Source organism: Pseudomonas fragi (genome assembly GCF_900105835.1).
GTDB lineage: Bacteria > Pseudomonadota > Gammaproteobacteria > Pseudomonadales > Pseudomonadaceae > Aquipseudomonas > Aquipseudomonas fragi.
The window spans coordinates 4,091,722-4,111,885 of the sequence record NZ_LT629783.1; the positions used below are offsets into that span (position 1 = coordinate 4,091,722).

A 20,164-nucleotide genomic window follows, 5' to 3' on the forward strand; every position below is an offset into this window, starting at 1 on the left:
TTGATCAACCGGGATGAAAAGAAGCATAGCCGTGCGGCCCCAACGGCTCGACCCGCAGTTCGTCGTCTAGACGAATGATCCCGCTTTCGATTACCCGGGCCGTAATCCCGCCGTGGCCGCGTACCGCCTGGAACGTCCCGCGGCCAAGGCGCTGTTCCAGGCGCGCGCAGGGCTGGCACCAGCCGGTGGTTTCGAGGATGGCCTGGCCAACCCTGAAACGCCGGCCTTTGAGGCTGAACAGGTTAATCCCGCTGACCACCAGATTACGCCGCAAGTCCTGCGCCAGGATCGGCTGATCCGCTGTGCGCCCCAGCAGCGAGTTGATAACGGCCAGATGTTCCCATTGTATCAGGGTCACCTGGCGAGCATTACAGGCGCCGGGCCGGGCATGATCGCCGGTCAGTCCGGCTTCGCGGCGGGCTTCTACCGCGTCCAGTTCGAGCATGTCTGCCCGGGACTCGGGGCGCACGCCAATCCAGCGTACGCGGCCGGTTTGCGGGACTTCGGCCATAAGCTCCTGCAGCGGGCTCACAGGCTGATGCCCACATCAAAAATAATGCTGCGCCCCAGGTTGTTGCGCAGAAAGTCCGGTGCGTCCGGCTGGGCAAACAGCACCCGGGCAAAGGTCGGGCCTACCAGCGACAGCGAACGCCAGCCCTGGCGCAAATATTCAGTGGGCGGCGGAAAGTGGCTGTTAAGGTCCAGCACTTCGCGCTTGAGGCTGGAAAATGCAATGATATCCAGCTGACTCAGGTCGATATCGCGCTCTTTGTAGTTGGTGGCTTTTTTATGCAGGGTCGGACCCAGGCGCTGCAACAGCTTGCTCGCCGGAATCCGTTTGGGCCGCGCTTCGCGCCTGACCAATTGGCTCAGGGAATAGGCGCTGCGCCTGCGCTGCAGTTCTGCACGCCATTCATCGTTCAGGCGTCGGCCTTCATCGAGCACAAAGAACACTTCAAAGCGTGCGTCGCCGAACAGCACGTCAGGAGGTTCCTGGCCCGCCTGCAGGAAATCTTCACTGTGGTAGGGGATATTCAGGCCTTGCAGCAGGCGCTGGCAGACCCAACGCTCACGCTCCCATTTGCGGGCATTGGATAAAAAGGCATTGGCTTGCTCGGCCTGGATGGTGAGCAGGCGTAGATAATCTGAGTCGTCCATGCACGCAGCTTAGCCTTGAAACAGGTGTTACTGAAAGTCCGGGTGTAGACTCAGGCGCATCCACCAGGGAGGGTTGAGCGGTGTGTTTTGAACAGGCAGGGCAAGGCAGATGATCGGTACGCAGGTGTTATCCACACAAACGCTGGTGATCGGCTGGCTGATTTATGTTCCCGTTGTGCTGTGGGCCATCTGGCGCACGCCCTGGGTTGAGCTGTTTAGCGACACACGGCGCCAGCACCTGTTGTTTGGCACGGTGTTCGGGCTGTTTTTGCTGTGGCTGGTACGGCGCGACTTTGAGGGCGGGGTGTCTTATCACTTTATTGGCCTGACAGTGGTCACGTTGCTCCTCGACTGGCCACTGGCGGTTGTCGGTGCCCTTCTGGCGCAAGTGGGTCTGGTGCTGCTGGGGCGTCAGGAACTGGCCGCGATGGGGGTCAATGGCGTGCTGCTTATTCTGTTGCCGATTGCCGTGACCGAAGGCTGTGCGCGCATGGTCGAGCGGGCGCAGCCGCGTAATCCCTTTGTGTATATCTTCTGCTCGGGTTTTTTTGCCGCAGCGTTGGCGGCGTTGCTGTGTATCGGGGCGGTACTGGGTGTGTTGTGGCTGGACGGGTTGTTTGTGATGCCGTTCTGGCTGGAGGACTTTGTCGGTTATCTGTGGCTGATCATCTTTCCCGAGGCGTTTATCAACGGGATGCTGGTTACCGCACTGGTGGTGTTCTGCCCCGAGTGGCTTGAGACCTTCAACCGCACTCGCTACCTGGCGGCACCGTGGAAGGATGATGGCCCCGAGTAAATGGCCTTGCCCTGTGGGAGCCGGGCTGCCCGCGATGGTATCGCTGCGGTTTACCTGACAGGCCGGGTTGCCTGAATCGCGAGCAAGCCCGCTCCCACGTTATTAGTGCAGGCGTTCGCTCAGGTCTTCAGAAAACAGATCATCTTCAGCATCCGGGCTGACCGGGATCTTGTGTTCCTCGCTGGCCCAGGCGCCCAGGTCGATCAGTTTGCAGCGGTCAGAGCAAAACGGGCGAAACGCGTTGGTGGTATCCCATTGCACGGCTGTGCCGCAGGTCGGGCAGTCGATGGTCATAGGTTTGGTCATGGTTGGCCTCCACGCAGAGTTAAATAAAAGTGATGCAGGCGCTCGACCTCAGTCTGCAGCGCCTTCAGATCCTTGTCATTGACCAGCACATCGTCAGCGTGGCGAAGGCGATCTTCGCGGCTGGCCTGTGCCTTGAGAATGGCCTGGACCTGCTGTTCGCTGGTGTTGTCGCGCAATAGCGTGCGTTGTATCTGCAAGGCTTGCGGTGCATCGATCACCAGTACGCGTTGGGTTGTCGTGTATTGGCCGGACTCGATCAACAGCGGCGAAACCAGAATGGCATAAGGCGATTGTGCCTGCGCCAGATTGTCCGCGATCTCTTCACGAATCAGCGGGTGCAGCAGTGCTTCAAGCCAGCGGCGTTGCTCGGGGTCGGCAAAGATCAGGTTGCGCAATGCGCCGCGGTTGAGTTGCCCGTCGGCTTGCAGCACCTGCGTGCCAAAGTGTTCGGCAATCCTGGCCAGCGCCGGGCGCCCCGGCTCAACGACCCAGCGCGCCGCATGATCAGCGTCCACCACATGTATGCCCATCGCGGCAAAGTGCTCGGCAGCGGCGCTTTTGCCACTACCGATACCGCCGGTAAGCCCGAGAATCCAGGGTTTGGAGGGTGGAGTCATCATGTCAAACCGAAACCTGCCAATAGAAGCCGGTTATTTGACCACCCCAGAGCAATGCAATCCAGCCGGCAATTGCCAGATACGGTGCAAAAGGGATCGGGGTACTGGTCCTGGCCCGGCGCAAGAGCAACAGCCCAACCCCTGCAGCGGCCCCCAGCAGTGAAGACAGCAGGATGGTCAGCGGCAGAACCGCAACCCCGCCCCAGGCGCCGAGCACGGCCAGTAGCTTGAAGTCGCCGTAGCCCATGCCGTCCTTGCCGGTGATCAGTTTGAACATCCAGAACACCGACCACAGGCAGGCATAGCCCAGCGCTGCGCCCCATACGGCCTGCCCCAGTGTGGTGAACAGGGAGAAGCTGTTGAGCAGCAAGCCCAGCCAGAGCAGCGGGAAAACCAGAACGTCGGGCACGATTTGATGCTCGGCATCGATCAGGCAAATGGCGAGTAACCCCCAGGTCAGCACCAGCATCCAGCCTGCCTGGGCGCCAAAACCGAAATGCCAGGCAACAAAAGCCGACAATGCCGCGCAGGCCAGCTCCGTAAGGGGGTAACGCAGGCTGATCGGGGTTTTGCAGTGTGAGCACTTGCCGCGTAAAAACAGGTAGCTCAGCAGCGGAATGTTCTCCCGGGCGCGCAGTGAATGCTGGCAATCGGGGCAGTGGGAGCGCGGGCGCAGCAGGTTATACACAGGGCCCCTGGCAGGCTCGGGCAAGCCCAGTATGTCGCGCGCCTGGGCCTGCCAGTCCCGTTCAAGCATCTGGGGCAAGCGCCACACCAGCACATTGATAAAGCTGCCCACCAGCAAGCCGAGAATCAGGGCGCAGGCGATAAACGCGTCGGGGTGATGGCTCAGCAATTCAATCATGCTCAGATTACCTGGCCCAGGTTGAAGATCGGCAAGTACATGGCGATGACCAGCCCGCCAACCATAACTCCAAGTACCACCATGATGATCGGCTCCAGCAACGTTGTGAGGTGGTCGACCTGTGCGTCGACCTCGCTTTCATAATAGGCGGCAACGTGGTCCAGCATGCTGTCTAATGTGCCGGATTCTTCGCCAATTGCTGTCATCTGAATTGCCATGCCCGGGAATACTCCGACTGCAGCCATTGCCACATGGATCGGGCTACCAGTCGCAACCTGTTGTTTGAGCCGCAGCACCGCGTCCTTGTGCAGGTTATTGCGCGTGGCGCTGGCGACACTGTTCAGCGCTTCGAGCAATGGCACCCCGGCAGCCAGGGTGGTCGACAGCGTGCGCGCAAAACGGGCGATGGCTGACATGTGCAGCAGATTGCCCAGCACGGGCAAATGCAGCAGCCAGCGATCAATGCGTTGGCGCAAGGCCGGGCAATGTTTGTAGCGATGATGAAGGCCGGCCAGAATGACGCCGCACACACACAGCAGCCACAGGCCATGTGCCAGCAGGCCATCAGACAGGCCGATGACCCACAAGGTCAGCGCCGGCAGTTGCGCATCGAATGAGCGGAACACGCCCTGAAACTGCGGCACCACTGCGATCAGCAAAATACTGCACACCCCCAGCGCCACCAAGAGCACGGCACTGGGGTAGGTCATGGCTTTTTTGATTTTCTTTTTCAGGGCTTCGGTTTTCTCCCTGTAGGTCGCTACCCGTTGCAGCATGACGTCCAGCGCCCCGGCCAGTTCCCCCGCTTCTACGAGGCTGCAAAACAGCGGGTCGAAATGTGCCGGTTTTTTGCGCAGTGCTGCCGCCAGGCTGGTGCCTGCGCCGATGTCCTGTTTGAGTTCGGTGACCTGCTGGCGCATGGCCCGGCTCTCGAAACCGTCGGCGATCACCCCCAGGGCTTGCTGCAAGGCAATGCCGGCGCTGATCAGGGTTGCCAACTGGCGGGTGAACAGGGTGATATCCAGCGCCGTGATGGATTTGCCTGCATCGCGATCGCGACTGTAATGGCGGCGGATTTTACTAACGGTAATACCTTGGCGGCGTAGTTGGACCCTGATCATGGCGTGGCTGTCAGCCGAGATCTGGCCACTGGTTTTAACGCCGTTGCCATCTGTGCCTTGCCACCGGTAGAGGGTGTTTTTAACGGCCTGTGTTGCCATGCATCGATCCTTGGAGCGCTGCGCGCCCGGCTGTGTTTTCAGACCAAAGACTAGATGCACTGCGCTTTGGCCCGGCAACTGGAAGGTGAGCAAACGTGTCTGCGATGCAGTTGTGGAGCAACGGCCCACTAACCTTGATAGCCTGTGCGCACTTTTTTGCCTGCACAGCATTGCCTGGCACCCGTGGGTGCCCCTTTTCTGGAGACTTCATGTGAAACAACAACAAGGCTTCACCCTGATCGAACTGATGATTGTGGTTGCCATCATCGGTCTGATTGCTTCGTTCGCATTTCCGGCTTACCACGAGCATGTGATGAAGACCCGTTTTGCCGAGGTGAACACCATCAGCAACACTTACAAGACGGCCGTTGCCCTGTGCTACAGCCAGACCAATGATTTGATGGCCTGTGATGCCGGCACCAACGGTATCCCGGGACCGGCCGAAGCCACGGAAAACCTGGCCGCGGGCATGACAGTGGTCGATGGCGTGATCACCCTGGCAGGGACCCAGGCCGCAGGCGGTTGGGTCAGCGTACTGGTACCGACCCCAGGCAATTCCGGCAGCACCCTGATCTGGACGCAAAACGGTACTTGCCTGGCCAGCGGTGCCTGCAAATAGCCAGTGATTGGCCCACTACCGATGTGCTGGCCTGCTTGCACTGCGGCCCGCATCGCCGTAATTGCCGGGCATTTGCGTCGGTGCTAGCGTTACACATACCGCCGGTGTAGCTCAGTCGGTAGAGCAGCGCACTCGTAACGCGAAGGTCGCAGGTTCGATTCCTGTCTCCGGCACCATTTCAAAAGCCATCCGGTCAATGCCGTGTGGCTTTTTTCGTTCTTGCGCAACGCCTGGCACATTGACGTCCGAAAATGGCGAGAAGCGGCAAAAGCGCGATGCTATTCTGCGGCCCATGACCACAGATAACAGCCTGTCCACGCCCAGCACCGCAGCCTGCGAAATCGCTCGCCTGAGCCGCGATGCGCGATTTGACGGGGTGTTTTTCACTGCCGTGCTCAGTACCCGGATCTACTGCCGCCCCGTGTGCCCGGCCCGTGCGCCAAAAGCCGAAAACGTGGTCTATTACCCCAGCGCAGCAGCGGCTCAAGCCCAAGGCTTTCGCCCTTGTTTACGTTGTCGGCCCGAGCTGGCACCGGGCAATCAGCTTTGGTTGCAGGGCGAGCATTTGGTGGCGCGAGCCTTGAAGCTCATTAATGAGGGTTACCTGGCCGAGCACTCACTGGAGGAGTTGGCCGAGCGCATGAACATCGGCGCGCGGCAATTGCGTCGTCTGTTTGTTCAGTACCTCGGGGCGCCGCCGATGGCCGTGCATGCCACCCAGCGCCTGCTGTTTGCCAAGCAACTGTTGACCGAAACCGACCTGTCGATTACTGAAGTGGCAATGGCATCCGGCTTTGGTAGCCTGCGTCGTTTCAATGCGGCCTTTGCCGAAGCCAATCATGCCGAGCCGCGTGCCTTCAGGCGCAGCCCAAAGGCAGGGGCAGACAAGGCACTGGTGTTGCGCCTGGGCTATCGCCCGCCTTATGACTTCGCGGCCTTGTTGGGTTTTTTGCAGACCCGCGCTTTGCCCGGTATCGAACAGGTCGATGAGCGCAGCTATCAGCGGGTGTTTGGCCATTCTGACGCCCCCGGCTGGTTGCGGGTCAGTGCCTGGCCGGGTGAACAGCATGCGTTGCAACTGGAACTGCGCAATGTGCCGCCCGGGCAGATGCTGGCGGTCGTCACGCGGATCCGGCGCATGTTCGATCTGGATGCCGACCCGCTGGCTATCGCCCGCACCTTGAGTGCCAGCACGCTGCTGGCGCCTGTGATCGGGCGTTATCCGGGGCTGCGCTTGCCAGGTGGCTGGGACGGTTTTGAGGTGGCGGTGCGAGCCGTACTGGGGCAGCAAGTCAGCGTGGCTGCTGCACGCACCCTGGCCAGTCGAATCGTGCAGCGTCATGGCGTTGCCATTGAGGCCGACCAGGGCTCGGGGCTGGATCGGTTGTTCCCCGGCCCCGAGCAGTTGGCTCAGGCTGATCTTGGGCAAATGGGCATTACCCAGGCACGGATCAACACGATTCAGGGGATAGCGCGTGCACTGATGGAGGGCCGCGTCGACTTCGCCGTGGAGCAACCCCTGGAACGTTTTATCCAGCGCTGGGTGCAACTGCCCGGCATTGGCGAATGGACCGCGCATTACATTGCCATGCGCGTGCTCAAGCATCCTGATGCGTTTCCGGCGGCGGACCTGATTCTGCGCCGCGAAGCCAACCCCCAGGGCGAGCCGTTAAGTACCAAGAGGCTGCAGGCACTGGCTGAAAGCTGGCGCCCGTGGCGAGCTTATTCAGTGATGTATTTATGGCGTGCGGCGACCGATTCGGCTGCTGCCCGCAAGGTGTGAACATGACACAGATTTACTACGACTGCATGCCATCACCGATTGGGCCGTTGTTCTTGGTCGCCGATGATGCAGGTTTGCGCGAAGTGCGTTTTGAGCTGGACCGTCGGCCCCATGCACCGCAGGAAGGTTGGGTGCATTCGCCACAAAAGCTCGCAGAAGTTCGCCGTCAGCTGGAGGAATATTTTGCGGGTGAGCGTCAGACGTTTGACCTGTTTCTCAAACCGCTGGGCACCGACTTTCAGCAGTCGGTCTGGCAGGCGCTGACCACCATTCCTTATGCGCTGACCACCAGTTACGGCCAGATTTCGCAGCAGATCCACCGGCCCAAAGCGTCCCGTGCAGTGGGGGCGGCGAACGGGCGCAATCCGATCCCGATCATCATCCCGTGCCACCGGGTGATTGGCAGCAATGGCACCTTGACCGGTTTTGCCGGTGGTCTGGCAGCCAAGCAATGGCTGCTGGAACATGAGATCAAGTGCCGCCGGCACGACTGATACATATGCCATGGTTTTGCCATCGCGAGCAAGCCCGCTCCCACAATGTCGCCGCAAGTCCAGTGGGAGCTGGCTTGCCTGCGATGCAGGTACTGGGGGCTGTCAGGAAAACCGTGGTGATACCATCGCGAGCAAGCCCGCTCCCACAGGGGGGTTACAGGCTTAGCCGCATCGACAAGTCCACTGCCTTTACATCCTTGGTCATAGCACCAATGGAGATGTAGTCGACACCGGTTTCGGCGATCGGCCGCAAGGTCGTCTCGTTGATGCCGCCGCTGGCTTCCAGCTTGGCCTTGCCCGCGTTCAGGCGGACCGCTTCGCGCATGTCAGCCATGCTCAATTCGTCGAGCATGATGATATCGGCCCCTGCCGCCAGCGCTTCCTTGAGTTCTGCCAGGCTTTCAACTTCGATCTCGACCGGCTTGCCCGGGGCGATCTTGTGCGCAGCGCTGATGGCCTGGGCAATGCCACCGCACGCGGCAATGTGGTTTTCCTTGATCAGGAATGCGTCGTAAAGCCCAATACGGTGATTGTGGCAGCCACCGCAGGTCACTGCGTATTTCTGCGCCATACGCAAACCTGGCAGGGTTTTACGGGTGTCCAGCAGCTTGACCTGAGTGTCCGCCACTTGATCGGCCAGATGCTGTGCATGGGTGGCGACGCCTGACAGCATCTGCAGGAAGTTCAGTGCGCTGCGTTCGCCGCTGAGCAGCGAACGGGCCGGGCCTTCCAGGTGAAACAGCACCTGGTTGGGGCTTACGCGCTCGCCATCAGCCACCTGCCAATGCACGGCAACCCGTGGATCAAGCTGGCGAAACACAGTATCGACCCAGGCGGTACCGCTGATCACCGCCGCTTCACGGGTAATGATCGTGGCTTTGGCCAGGCGCTCGGCCGGGATCAGCCGTGCAGTGATATCGCCGCTGCCAATGTCTTCGGCTAACGCACGACGCACGTTGGCTTCGATTTCGGCAGTGAGGTCGGCCAGGCGTAAATTCGGCATAACGAGCTCCACAAACAAAGTGCGCCGATTATAGGGGCATGCCACGGGGGAACCCAAGGTGTGCGAAGAGTCACATGCAAATACCTGCAATGTGCTGTTTTCGGCACTTTGAGCATTAATTTGCCCCTGCATTCATTCAAATGAAGAGTCCGCTGGTACAAGCGCCATCTTTTACAAGATAATCCGCCTTGCGATTGGCGCCATAGCTTTGACGTGCTGCCATAGCTATAAATTTCGATACACCGGCCAGTGCTCGAGCGCCTGCCGGTTTCTGTTTGTGAGCGTCAAAAATGGCTCTGACCACGCGCGTTCACTGGCAAGCGAAGAGACCCTTCAGGGAGGCCAGGATGCAAAATGACGGGAAAGTGGGGCCTGGGCACAGGACCACCACGGAGTTGGCGATGCACTCGCCGCTTGCCCGCCTGCCTGTGATCCTGCTGCAGGTTCATGACAAGGCTGCCCAGCAGCTCAGAAACGACCTGCAGGTGTTGTTTGAAAACGCTGACGCCACGCTCTTCAAAATGGCTGACAAGGCGCAGAACGACACCGAGCAAAGCCTGTTTTTCGAGGCCATGCGCGATGTGCGGCTAAAACGCAAAAGCATTGAGCGCGGGTTTCTTGAGCGTCTGTTCGAGGCCTTTATCCGGCTGACCCAACCCGATGTGAGTGAACCTACCCTGCCGGGCATTGCACCGGCGCAAGCGGTGTTCTCGCTGATGGCCAATGATCTTGAGCGCACGCAAGTGACTCATGCGATGGTGACGCGGGTGCTGACCCGCAGCCAGTTGGCCTTGTGCCAGTTAAGCACGCGTCTCAATACCCTCAGCTGTGTACCGCTGGATGAGCACAACAACCCGCTGGGCCCGGCGATGTTGTGTGAGTATTTTTTGCAGGCCAAGCGCGACCAGGGCATGGACATCAAGGTCAAGCTGATCATGATGCGCCTGTTCGAAAAGTACCTGCTTGACCAGACCGGGCAGTTGTACGCCGATGCCAACCAACTGTTGATCGCCACGGGTGTGCTGCCTGACCTGTCCGACCGGGCCTCATGCTGCGCCGCCAAGGTGGGGATCCATGCGCAAGCATTGCCCGAGGCCAGCGAAGACGCGAGCAAGCTGGTGGGGCTGATTTTTGAATACATCCACGATGACAGCAATCTGTCGCAACCGTTGCGCAAATTGCTCGCGCTGCTGTGTGAGCCGATGCTGCAGATCGCTCGATGCGATCAGAATTTTTTCAGCTGTGACAGCCATCCGGCCCGACGCCTGTTAAACGTCATGGCCGATGCCGCGATCGGTTGGGATGCCTGCACCGATAGCTGCAACGATCCGCTCTACCGTAAGGTCGAGCATGTGGTACTGCAGTTGGCCCGCTATGCCGGCAATAACCCGGCGTTGCTTGAATCCTTGTTGCATGACTTTTCGATGTTCACCCGCGGCGAGCGCAGCCGCACCGAGTTGCTTGAGCAGCGCACCCGAGATGCCGAGCAGGCCAGGCGCCGTCTGGCGCTGCAACCGGACCCGGTGCAGCCGTGGCCATTGCCGGCTCTCGATGAACAGGGCCATCTGGGTTTGCTGTTGGTCAGCCAGCTGCGTATTGGCAGCTGGATCGAGTTGCAGGAAGAGGGCTGCACGCAGTTGCGTTGTAAGTTGATTACGATTCTGGAGCCGGACGGTACGCATATCTTTGTAAACCGTATCGGGGCCAAGGTGCTGGAAAAGAGCCGCAACGATTTAATCGTGCAACTGCGCAACGGCAGTATCCTGCTGGTGGATGACCGTCTGTTGGTCGACCGGGCGCTGGAGTCGGTGATAGACAGTTTGCGGCAGTCCGGCGCGGAGTAATCACGCCCGGCACAGATTGCTCCCCATCGACGCGCGCATCGCGGCATACTGGGCCTTTGGTTTTGCCTGTCGAAGGAGCCTGTATGCAGATGGACCCCGCGAGCGGCTGGTTTCATGGCGTGCGCCATTGCCCGTCACCCAACTTCAATGCGCGTCCGAGCGACGAAATCTCCCTGTTGGTGATCCACAACATCAGTTTGCCGCCGGGGCAGTTCGGTACCGGCAAGGTGCAGGAGTTCTTCCAGAATCAACTGGACGTCACAGAACATCCTTACTTTGCAGGCATCATTGACCTGAGGGTAAGTGCGCATTTTCTGATTGAACGTGACGGCGCAGTCACCCAGTTTGTCTCCTGTTTTGATCGTGCCTGGCATGCGGGGGTTTCGAGTTTCGAGGGCCGGGAAACCTGCAATGATTTTTCCCTGGGCATTGAGCTTGAAGGCACCGATGATCTGCCCTATACGGATGCGCAATATCAGGCGCTGACGGCCTTGAGCCGACAATTGCAGGCGGCTTTTCCCGCCATTAGCGGGCACCGGGTATGTGGCCACAGCGACGTGGCACCCGGGCGCAAGACCGATCCGGGGCCGGCTTTTGACTGGCAGCGCTTTCGCAGCGCGTTGCAGCACACAGGAGATAAACAATGAGTTTTGTGGTGTTACTGCTGGCGATTCTGGTCGAGAAATTCTCGGGCGTACGTCAGCGCCTGCAGCGTGATGGCGGCTGGTTGCGCGAGCTGCACAAGCTGGAAGCCAGCCCTGGTTTGGGCAACAAGCCCTGGTGGGTGCTGTTTATCCTGATTGCGTTGCCTGCAGTGGTATTGGGTTTGCTGCTGGTGGTGTTGCACCCGGTGGCTTATGGCCTGCTGGCGCTGCCAATCCATCTGCTGGTGGTGATTTACAGCCTGGGGCGTGGCGATCTGCTGGGGGGGCTGGGGCCGTTTCGCGACGCCTGGCGCCGGGGTGATCTGCAGGCGGCCGCTCATGTGGCCGAGCGTGACCTGCGGGTAACTGCTGACAGCGGTGAGCAATTGCTGGAGAACGTGCAGAGGCACCTGCTGTGGCAGGCCTATCAAAGCTTCTTTGCAGTGATTTTCTGGTACTTCCTGCTGGGTCCGGTGGCGGTCTTGAGTTATCGCCTGCTGGCCCTGGCGCAGGAACACAGCCAGAACCCGGCGCTGGTCGAACGTGCCGGGCAATTGCGCCATGCCTTTGACTGGTTGCCGGTGCGGCTGCTGGCGGCCAGCTTTGCCCTGGTGGGCAACTTTGCGGCGGTCAGCCGGGTGATGCTGCATGAATTGCTGAGCTGGGACATCAGTGCTGCGCAGCTGATCGACAAGGCCGGTTGTGCCGCCGCCGAAATCCCTGTGCCGCAGCTTGGGCCTGAAGGCGTGAGCAGCCTCGACACCCTGTGGGCCTTGCTGCTGCGTGCGGCGGTGCTGTGGTATGCGTGCTTTGCGGTGTGGGCGTTGTTGCTCTGACAGCACGTAACCCCTGTCGATACTCTGTTGCTGACGAGTAGGACGAGGCTGCGCGGCAGTCGTAAAACCATGTAACCCGGTGGTTCAGGTGTACTGCGGTTACGAGGTTTGCGACCGCTTCGCGCTCGAACGCAGCCTCGTACTACTCGTCAGCGACTACAGGGAGCGAGGTCAGGCTTCCAGCCAAACAGCTCGCAGGTATTGGTGGTACTTGCACTTGCCAGGGCGTCAGGGCTGATGCCCATTACCTCGGCCAGTGCCCGGCAAATATCGGGCAGGTGCTGCGGACTGTTGCGCTGGTTGGGGTACATGGCCGGGGCCATGTCGGGCGAATCGGTTTCCAGCACGATGGCGTCCAGCGGCAGGTCGACGATCACCTTGCGCAGGCGCAAGGCCTGTGGCCAGGTCGCAGCGCCGCCCAGGCCCAGCTTGAAGCCCAGCTTTATATACTCGCGGGCTTCTTCGCGACTGCCGGCAAATGCATGCACGATCCCGCCGCGCTGCAGCTTGAAGCGCTTGAGGGTGGCAATCACTTGCGCGTGGCTACGGCGCACATGCAGCAGGGCGGGCAGGGCAAAGTCGGCAGCCAGCTGTAATTGGGCTTCAAACAGTTGTTGCTGGCCCTCGCGGTCAAGCTCGGGCAGAAAGTAGTCCAGGCCAATCTCACCCACGGCACACACTTGCGGGTGCCCCGCCAGACGGCTCAGCCATTGCCCCAGTTCAACCACATGCTCGGGGCGATGCTCGTTGAGGTACACCGGGTGCAGGCCAAACGCGGCATACAGCTGACTGTCGGTTTGGACCAGGTCCCACACGCGCTGCCAATTGCTCTGGTAGACCCCCAGTACCACCATTTTCTCAACCCCCAACGCCCGACTGCCTGCCAGTAACTGCGGGCGGTCAGCATCAAAGTCCGGGAAGTCGAGGTGGGTATGGGTGTCGATCAGTTGCATGCTCAGGCCTGGTGGATACGCTGTTTGAAGTTACGCGCAATGGCATGGATACCGGGCACGTAGTTTTGCTCTTCAATCGCAGCCAGCGCCAGGTTCAGGGCTGTTTCGGCAATCAGTTTGTGTTGTTGGCCCATCGCATTGACTGGCAGCGGCAGGAAATCCAGCAGCTGTGTGTCACCAAAGGTGGCCAGGCGCGATGGCGGGCGCTGAGTCGGGTGTTCCAGCAATGCATCGAACATCCCTTGCAGCAGCACATAGGAGGTGGTGATCAGCGCATCGGGGAAGTGCCCCTGGCGTGCCAGCAGATCATCAATGATGCGCCGCCCGCATTCGCGGCTGAACGCGCTGCCGTGTTCGATCAACACTTCGCCCTTGAACCCTTCGACCGCTTGCTTGAAGCCGGCTTCACGCGCCTGGCTGACGCTCAGTTCAGGACGCGCACCGATCAGTACAATCTGACGCGGCAATGGCTGCAGCAGGCTGCGGGTCAGTTGCAGGCTGGCTTCGCAATCATCGCTGATCACCGAGCAGAAGCGCTCCGGCTCCAGGGTCCGGTCAATGGCAATGATCGGCATGCCCAGGTCTTGCAACTGGCGGTAGCTGTCATCGTCTGCGGGCAAGCAACTGGCCACGAACAGGGCATCGCAGCGACGGGCACGAAACAACTTGAGCAATTGGCGCTCGCTGTCCGGCGCATCGTCGGAGCTGGCGATCAGCAACTGATAGCCACGGGCACGGGCACCTTGCTCAAGCTGCTTGGCCAGGCGCGCATAGCTGGGGTTTTCCAGATCCGGCAGGATAAACCCCAAGGTGCGCGTATGTCGGCTGCGCAGCCCGGCTGCCTGCGGGTTGGGCGTGAAGCCGTGCTCCTCGACCACCGCACGCACGCGCTCGACCGTGCTGCTGCTGATGCGCTGCTGTTCGGCTTTTCCATTGATGACATAGCTGGCAGTCGTTACGGAAACACCTGCCAATTGAGCGATATCACTGAGTTTCACGCCGAATATTCCTTATTTTTTGTAGTACATGTCGACATTCTGGCCAATCCTAACCGATAAAGGCAGCCGACCATCGTCTGCCTTGGGTGCGCTGTATCTATTTGCGACATCTGCCCGCTGCCGCCAGGCAATACGACAAGTTGGACTTCAAGCGCGGGCAATTATGCAGTAACGTGCCGGGTATTCTTGATTAAACGTTTCAGCCGCCGTATTTAAAGGCGCCTGTCCTGGTAGCGATGTGTTTGCCACACATCTGCTGACGCAGCCCGGGACGGGCGACCTAAGCTGACTTAATTCAAAACAATACCGGTTGCCATTGAGTACCGGAAAGGAGAACGCATGCTCGAGCTCACTATAGAGCAGATATCCATGGGCCAGACGGCTGTGGATAAATCTGCGGCGCTGCAATTGCTGGCCGATAAACTGGTTGCCGATGGCCTGGTGGCCGAAGGTTATCTGAGCGGCCTGCAAGCGCGTGAGGCTCAGGGCTCGACCTTTCTGGGCCAGGGCATCGCCATCCCCCACGGCACCCCTGAAACCCGCGAGCTGGTGTTTACCACGGGCGTGCGTTTGCTGCAGTTCCCTGAAGGGGTGGATTGGGGCGATGGTCAGATGGTGTACCTGGCGATTGGTATTGCGGCCAAGTCCGACGAACATTTGCGTTTGCTGCAACTGCTGACCCGTGCCCTGGGCGAAACCGATCTGGGCGAGGCCCTGCGCCGCGCCAGCTCTGCCGAGGCGTTGCTCAAGCTATTGCAGGGCGCACCGCAAGAGCTGGCGCTGGATGCCCAGATGATTGGCCTGGGCGTTTCTGCTGACGACTTTGAGGAGCTGGTATGGCGCGGCGCCCGTCTGTTGCGTCAGGCCGATTGCGTGAGCAATGGCTTTGCTGCCGTCTTGCAACAAGTCGATGCGCTGCCGCTGGGTGATGGCCTGTGGTGGCTGCACAGCGAGCAAACCGTCAAGCGTCCGGGGCTGGCGTTTGTGACCCCCGACAAACCGATGCGCTATCTGGGCCAGCCGTTGAGCGGCCTGTTTTGCCTGGCCAGCCTCGGTGAAGCCCATCAGGCCTTGCTGGAACGCTTGTGTGCGCTGCTGATTGCCGGTCGCGGCCATGAACTGGGCAATGCCACCAGTCGCCGTGCCGTGCTGGAAGTACTGGGCGGTGAGCTGCCGGCCGACTGGCCAAGTGCCCGTATCCCTCTGGCCAACGCCCACGGCCTGCATGCGCGGCCGGCCAAGGTGCTGGCGCAACTGGCCAAAAGCTTTGAAGGCGAAATTCGCGTCAGGATCGTCGATGGTCAGGACTCGGCCGTTTCGGCCAAGAGCCTGAGCAAGCTGCTGAGCCTGGGTGCCCGTCGCGGTCAGGTGCTGGAGTTTGTCGCTGAACCAACTATCGCCAATGATGCACTGCCTGCACTACTGGCTGCAGTTGAGGCCGGTTTGGGTGAAGAAGTCGAGCCGTTGCCGACCTTGGCCGAAGCTGTGCCCGGGGTAGCCGAAATCGCTACGCTGATCACCGCCCCGGCGGCTGGCAGCACGCTGCAGGCCATTGCTGCTTCGCCCGGCATTGCCATTGGCCCGGCGCATATACAGGTGCTGCAAACGTTCGATTACCCGCTGCGTGGCGAGTCCTGCGTGGTCGAGCGAGAGCGTCTGCAAAAAGCCCTGAGTGAAGTGCGCAAGGATATTGAAGGCCTGATTACGCGCAGCCAGTCCAAGGCCATCCGCGAAATCTTCATTACCCACCAGGAAATGCTCGACGACCCGGAACTGACCGATGAAGTGGATTCGCGCCTCAAGCAGGGCGAAAGCGCTGAAGCGGCGTGGATGTCGGTGATCGAGGCTGCTGCGCGTCAGCAGGAGTCCTTGCAGGATGCCCTGCTCGCCGAGCGGGCAGCCGACCTGCGGGATATTGGCCGTCGTGTGCTGGCCCAGTTGTGTGGCGTCGAAACTCCGGCTGAGCCTGATGAACCGTATGTGCTGGTGATGGATGAGGTCGGGCCTTCGGATGTGGCGCGCCTTGATCCGGCGCGGGTGGCGGGTATTTTGACCGCCCGTGGCGGTGCGACGGCGCACAGCGCGATTGTCGCCCGTGCCCTCGGCATTCCGGCCCTGGTGGGCGCTGGGGAGGCGGTGTTGCTGCTTGCGCCGGGCACTGAGCTGTTGATTGATGGCCAGCGCGGTCGCCTGCATGTATCCCCTGACGCAGACGCCTTGCAGCGCGCCACGCAAGAGCGCGACAGCCGTGAGCAGCGCCTGCTGGCAGCTTCCGCCCGACGCCATGAGCTGGCGGTGACTCAGGACGGGCATGCGGTGGAAGTGTTTGCCAATATCGGCGAAAGCAAAGGCGTCGCCTCTGCGGTGGAGCAGGGTGCCGAAGGCATTGGCCTGCTGCGCACCGAACTGATTTTCATGGCCCATTCGCAAGTGCCGGACGAGGCGACGCAAGAAGCCGAATACCGCCGTGTGCTCGATGGTCTGGCCGGTCGACCGCTGGTGGTGCGCACGCTGGACGTGGGCGGCGACAAACCGCTGCCGTACTGGCCGATCGAGAAAGAAGAAAACCCGTTTTTGGGTGTGCGTGGTATTCGTCTGACCCTGCAACGCCCGCAAGTGATGGAAAGCCAGTTGCGCGCCCTGCTGCGCTCGGCGGACAACCGCCCGCTGCGCATCATGTTCCCGATGGTGGGCAGCGTGGCCGAGTGGCGCGCCGCCCGCGACATGACCGAACGTCTGCGTCTGGAAATCCCTGTATCTGACCTGCAACTGGGGATCATGATCGAGGTCCCGTCCGCCGCCTTGCTGGCGCCGGTGCTGGCCAGGGAAGTGGACTTTTTCAGCGTCGGCACCAACGACCTGACCCAGTACACCCTGGCCATCGACCGTGGTCACCCGACCCTGTCGGCCCAGGCCGACGGTCTGCACCCGGCGGTGTTGCAACTGATCGACATCACCGTGCGTGCCGCCCATGCCCACGGCAAATGGGTGGGCGTTTGCGGCGAACTGGCGGCCGACCCGCTGGCCGTGCCAGTACTTGTCGGTCTTGGCGTGGACGAGCTGAGCGTGTCGGCGCGCAGCATCCCCGAGGTTAAGGCGCGGGTGCGCGAATTGAGCATGGACCGTCTGAAAACCCTGGCCGCCGAGGCATTGAGCGTCGGCAGCCCGGATGAAGTCCGTGCCTTGGTGGAGGCGCTCTGATGGCCCGTATTCTGACCGTTACCCTCAACCCGGCACTGGACTTGACCGTGCGCCTTGCTCAGTTGCAGCCGGGCGAAGTCAACCGCAGCCCGCTGATGCTGACCCATGCCGCCGGCAAAGGCCTGAACGTCGCGCAAGTGCTGGCTGATCTGGGCCACACACTGACCGTGAGCGGTTTTTTGGGCGAAGACAATGCGCAAGCGTTCGATGCCCTGTTCAAGCGTCGCGGTTTTGTCGATGCCTTTATCCGCGTGCCCGGCGAAACCCGCAGCAATATCAAGCTGGCCGAAGACGACGGTCGTGTCACCGACCTTAACGGGCCGGGGCCGCAGGTTGGCGCACAGGCGCAGCAAACGTTGCTCGATACCCTCGAACGCATTGCTCCCGGGCATGACGCGGTCGTGGTGGCTGGCAGTTTGCCCCGGGGCGTCAGCCCGCAGTGGTTGCACGATCTGCTGCTGCGCCTTAAGGGCATGGGGTTGAAAGTGATCCTGGACACCAGCGGCGAAGCCTTGAAGCAAGGGCTGGCGGCAGGCCCGTGGCTGATCAAGCCCAACAGTGAAGAACTCAGCGATGCCCTGGGCAGCGATATCAGCAGCCTTGCAGCGCAGATTGCTGCGGCATCGCGCTTGCAGGCGCAGGGTGTCGAGCATGTAGTCATTTCCCACGGTGCAGAAGGCGTGAACTGGTTCAGCCGCGCACCGGCCTTGCAGGCGTTGCCGCCCAAAGTCAGCGTCGCCAGCACGGTGGGCGCAGGCGATTCGCTGCTGGCGGGCATGGTCCACGGTTTGCTCAGCGGCCACAGCCCCGAGCAGACCCTGCGCACCGCCACGGCCATTGCGGCAATGGCCGTTACCCAGATCGGTTTTGGTATCAGCGATGCGGCGCACCTGGCGACGCTCGAAAGCGGCGTTCGCGTTCGCCCCCTGACAGAAGAATAAAAGGAATCCACATGAAATTAGCCATTGTGACGGGCTGCCCCAACGGCATGGTGACCAGCGTGCTGTGTGCCCGCTTGCTTGACGCTGCGGCGCAGCGCCAGGGCTGGAGTACCAGCGTTGAAGTCCACGACCCCAAGCACCCAGAGCGCCAGTTGTCGGCGGCGACCATCGACGAAGCCGAGTGGGTGTTGGTGGTCAGCAGCACACCGCTGGATATGCAGCGTTTTATCGGCAAGCGGGTGTTCCAGAGCACCCCGGCCCAGGCCCTGCAAGATGTAGAAGCGGTATTGCAGCGTGGTGTGCAGGAGGCTGAGGTCTACGTTGCTGCGGCGCCATCGGCTGCGGATAAAAACGCACAGAAAGCCCCGAAAATCGTTGCCGTCACTGCCTGCCCTACGGGCGTGGCGCACACCTTTATGGCGGCGGAAGCCTTGCAGCAAGCGGCCAAGCGCTTGGGCTACGATCTGCAGGTCGAGACCCAGGGGTCGGTAGGTGCGCGCAACCCGTTGAGCGCCGAAGCCATCCGCGATGCCGATGTGGTGCTGTTGGCGGCAGATATCGAGGTACCGACCGAGCGTTTTGCCGGCAAGAAAATCTATCGTTGCGGCACCGGTATCGCCCTCAAGCAGGCCGAAGCCACACTGAACAAGGCGTTGAGCGAAGGGCAGCAAGAGAGCGCTGCGGCGGCTGGCGGAGCGCCTGCCAAGCAAGAAAAGACCGGCGTCTACAAACACCTGCTGACGGGCGTGTCCTTTATGCTGCCGATGGTGGTGGCGGGCGGTTTGCTGATCGCGCTGTCCTTCGTGTTTGGCATTGAAGCTTATAAAGAGCCTGGCACGTTGGCGGCGGCGCTGATGCAGATCGGTGGTGATGCCGCGTTCAAACTGATGGTGCCGTTGTTGGCGGGTTACATCGCCTACTCGATTGCCGACCGCCCGGGCCTGGCGCCGGGGATGATCGGCGGCCTGTTGGCGAGCACCTTGGGGGCCGGGTTTATCGGCGGGATCATTGCCGGATTTATCGCCGGTTACTGCGCCAAGGCGATCAATCGCTATGCGCGGTTGCCGCAAAGCCTTGAAGCGTTGAAACCGATTTTGATCATTCCGTTGTTCGCCAGCCTGTTTACCGGTCTGGTGATGATTTACGTGGTGGGCAAGCCGGTTGCCGGAATGCTTGAAGGCCTGACCCATTTTCTCGACAGCATGGGCACCACCAATGCCATCCTGCTCGGTGTATTGCTGGGCGGCATGATGTGCGTCGACCTGGGCGGGCCGATCAACAAGGCGGCCTATGCGTTTTCGGTAGGGCTGCTGGCTTCGCAAAGTTATGCACCGATGGCGGCCACAATGGCTGCTGGCATGGTGCCGCCGATTGGTTTGGGCATTGCCACGTTCCTGGCGCGCCGCAAGTTCGCCCAGACTGAGCGCGAGGCTGGCAAGGCTGCGCTGGTACTGGGGCTGTGCTTTATTTCTGAAGGGGCAATCCCGTTTGCTGCCAAGGACCCGCTGCGGGTGATCCCGGCGAGCATTCTGGGTGGGGCACTGACAGGGGCACTGTCGATGTACTTCGGCTGCAAGCTGATGGCACCGCACGGTGGCCTGTTTGTCATGCTGATCCCGAACGCGATCAACCATGCGCTGCTGTACTTGTTGGCGATTGTGGCAGGTAGCTTGCTGACGGCGGTGGTGTACGCAGTGATCAAGCGGCCGGAGCCGGTTGAAATGGCGCTGGAGACGGCCAAAGCATAAAACAATCCCCGCTCCCACAATGTCACCGTAAATCCAGTGGGAGCTGGCTTGCCTGCGATGCAGGCGCTGCGGTCTGTCAGGCAAACCGTGGCGATGCCATCGCGAGCAAGCCCGCTCCCACAAGAGCTGAGCAGCTTG

Annotated in this window: 19 protein-coding genes and 1 tRNA gene; 11 read left to right on the top strand and 9 right to left on the bottom strand. The window is 60.9% G+C overall.

All coding sequences use genetic code 11. The features are described from left to right. Positions 1 to 4: 4 nt before the first annotated feature. Both BLU25_RS18850 and BLU25_RS18855 read right to left on the bottom strand, forming a co-directional pair. Positions 5 to 532, bottom strand: a complete 528-nt coding sequence (locus BLU25_RS18850) for an MOSC domain-containing protein (RefSeq protein ID WP_083369772.1) — start codon at positions 530 to 532, stop codon at positions 5 to 7. Continuing rightward, entirely contained in the window at positions 529 to 1,158 is a 630-nt protein-coding gene (locus tag BLU25_RS18855; RefSeq protein ID WP_016779443.1) for a DUF1780 domain-containing protein, read from the bottom strand. Before BLU25_RS18855 ends, BLU25_RS18850 begins: the two co-directional genes overlap by 4 nt. Positions 1,159 to 1,267: 109 nt before the next feature. Here BLU25_RS18855 and BLU25_RS18860 point away from each other — a divergent pair, with 109 nt between their 5' ends. Continuing rightward, positions 1,268 to 1,954: an energy-coupling factor ABC transporter permease gene (locus tag BLU25_RS18860; protein WP_083369773.1), complete on the top strand. Its 687-nt coding sequence runs from the start codon at positions 1,268 to 1,270 to the stop codon at positions 1,952 to 1,954. A gap of 102 nt (positions 1,955 to 2,056) precedes the next feature. Here the strand turns inward: BLU25_RS18860 and yacG are convergent, their stop codons facing one another. Genes yacG through BLU25_RS18880 form a run of 4 tightly spaced genes read right to left on the bottom strand, consistent with a single transcriptional unit; the run spans position 2,057 to position 4,962 of the window. Then, positions 2,057 to 2,260: a DNA gyrase inhibitor YacG gene (gene yacG / locus BLU25_RS18865; protein WP_016779444.1), complete on the bottom strand. Its 204-nt coding sequence runs from the start codon at positions 2,258 to 2,260 to the stop codon at positions 2,057 to 2,059. After that, a complete protein-coding gene (gene coaE, locus BLU25_RS18870) occupies positions 2,257 to 2,880 on the bottom strand; it encodes a dephospho-CoA kinase (protein ID WP_016779445.1) in 624 nt (207 codons plus the stop codon). The genes yacG and coaE overlap by 4 nt, the downstream gene beginning before the upstream one ends. Before the next feature lies 1 nt (position 2,881). Further along, the gene (locus BLU25_RS18875) at positions 2,882 to 3,742 is read right to left on the bottom strand and encodes a prepilin peptidase (protein WP_016779446.1); all 861 of its coding nucleotides are present in this window, start codon (positions 3,740 to 3,742) and stop codon (positions 2,882 to 2,884) included. Positions 3,743 to 3,744: 2 nt separating this feature from the next. Next, positions 3,745 to 4,962, bottom strand: coding sequence for a type II secretion system F family protein (locus BLU25_RS18880; RefSeq protein WP_016779447.1), 1,218 nt, complete (start codon positions 4,960 to 4,962; stop codon positions 3,745 to 3,747). 211 nt (positions 4,963 to 5,173) lie between these two features. Here BLU25_RS18880 and BLU25_RS18885 point away from each other — a divergent pair, with 211 nt between their 5' ends. The 4 genes from BLU25_RS18885 to BLU25_RS18900 all read left to right on the top strand — a co-directional run bounded on the left by BLU25_RS18885 (position 5,174) and on the right by BLU25_RS18900 (position 7,858). Next, complete coding sequence (locus BLU25_RS18885; RefSeq protein ID WP_016779448.1) at positions 5,174 to 5,581, top strand: pilin; 408 nt, start codon at positions 5,174 to 5,176, stop codon at positions 5,579 to 5,581. Positions 5,582 to 5,681: 100 nt separating this feature from the next. Beyond that, a tRNA-Thr gene (locus tag BLU25_RS18890) sits at positions 5,682 to 5,757 on the top strand. Positions 5,758 to 5,873: 116 nt separating this feature from the next. Next, on the top strand, positions 5,874 to 7,364 hold the full coding sequence (locus tag BLU25_RS18895; RefSeq protein ID WP_016779449.1) for a DNA-3-methyladenine glycosylase 2: 1,491 nt from the start codon (positions 5,874 to 5,876) through the stop codon (positions 7,362 to 7,364). Between the two features lie 2 nt (positions 7,365 to 7,366). Beyond that, a complete protein-coding gene (locus tag BLU25_RS18900; RefSeq protein ID WP_016779450.1) occupies positions 7,367 to 7,858 on the top strand; it encodes a methylated-DNA--[protein]-cysteine S-methyltransferase in 492 nt (163 codons plus the stop codon). A gap of 154 nt (positions 7,859 to 8,012) precedes the next feature. On the opposite strand, the gene nadC is transcribed toward BLU25_RS18900, so the two are convergent. Next, the gene (gene nadC, locus BLU25_RS18905; RefSeq protein WP_016779451.1) at positions 8,013 to 8,861 is read right to left on the bottom strand and encodes a carboxylating nicotinate-nucleotide diphosphorylase; all 849 of its coding nucleotides are present in this window, start codon (positions 8,859 to 8,861) and stop codon (positions 8,013 to 8,015) included. A gap of 401 nt (positions 8,862 to 9,262) precedes the next feature. On the opposite strand from nadC, the gene BLU25_RS18910 reads away from it, so the two are divergent. The 3 genes from BLU25_RS18910 to ampE all read left to right on the top strand — a co-directional run bounded on the left by BLU25_RS18910 (position 9,263) and on the right by ampE (position 12,185). Beyond that, on the top strand, positions 9,263 to 10,705 hold the full coding sequence (locus BLU25_RS18910) for a DUF1631 family protein (RefSeq protein ID WP_016779452.1): 1,443 nt from the start codon (positions 9,263 to 9,265) through the stop codon (positions 10,703 to 10,705). 83 nt (positions 10,706 to 10,788) lie between these two features. Next, positions 10,789 to 11,352 (top strand): 1,6-anhydro-N-acetylmuramyl-L-alanine amidase AmpD, encoded by a 564-nt coding sequence (ampD, locus tag BLU25_RS18915; RefSeq protein ID WP_016779453.1) that lies wholly within the window; start codon positions 10,789 to 10,791, stop codon positions 11,350 to 11,352. Continuing rightward, the gene (gene ampE, locus BLU25_RS18920; RefSeq protein ID WP_016779454.1) at positions 11,349 to 12,185 is read left to right on the top strand and encodes a regulatory signaling modulator protein AmpE; all 837 of its coding nucleotides are present in this window, start codon (positions 11,349 to 11,351) and stop codon (positions 12,183 to 12,185) included. Before ampD ends, ampE begins: the two co-directional genes overlap by 4 nt. Before the next feature lie 149 nt (positions 12,186 to 12,334). On the opposite strand, the gene BLU25_RS18925 is transcribed toward ampE, so the two are convergent. Both BLU25_RS18925 and cra read right to left on the bottom strand, forming a co-directional pair. Beyond that, complete coding sequence (locus BLU25_RS18925) at positions 12,335 to 13,138, bottom strand: TatD family hydrolase (protein ID WP_016779455.1); 804 nt, start codon at positions 13,136 to 13,138, stop codon at positions 12,335 to 12,337. Positions 13,139 to 13,140: 2 nt separating this feature from the next. Then, a complete protein-coding gene (gene cra / locus BLU25_RS18930) occupies positions 13,141 to 14,136 on the bottom strand; it encodes a catabolite repressor/activator (protein WP_016779456.1) in 996 nt (331 codons plus the stop codon). 339 nt (positions 14,137 to 14,475) lie between these two features. Between cra and ptsP the strand changes: the two genes are divergently transcribed. From ptsP to BLU25_RS18945, 3 genes are read left to right on the top strand one after another with little or no spacing between them, the layout of a single operon-like run. Beyond that, positions 14,476 to 17,337, top strand: coding sequence for a phosphoenolpyruvate--protein phosphotransferase (gene ptsP, locus BLU25_RS18935; RefSeq protein ID WP_029611236.1), 2,862 nt, complete (start codon positions 14,476 to 14,478; stop codon positions 17,335 to 17,337). Continuing rightward, a complete protein-coding gene (pfkB, locus tag BLU25_RS18940) occupies positions 17,337 to 18,278 on the top strand; it encodes a 1-phosphofructokinase (RefSeq protein WP_016779458.1) in 942 nt (313 codons plus the stop codon). Before ptsP ends, pfkB begins: the two co-directional genes overlap by 1 nt. Before the next feature lie 11 nt (positions 18,279 to 18,289). Beyond that, complete coding sequence (locus BLU25_RS18945) at positions 18,290 to 20,026, top strand: PTS fructose-like transporter subunit IIB (protein ID WP_016779459.1); 1,737 nt, start codon at positions 18,290 to 18,292, stop codon at positions 20,024 to 20,026. Positions 20,027 to 20,164 lie beyond the last annotated feature (138 nt).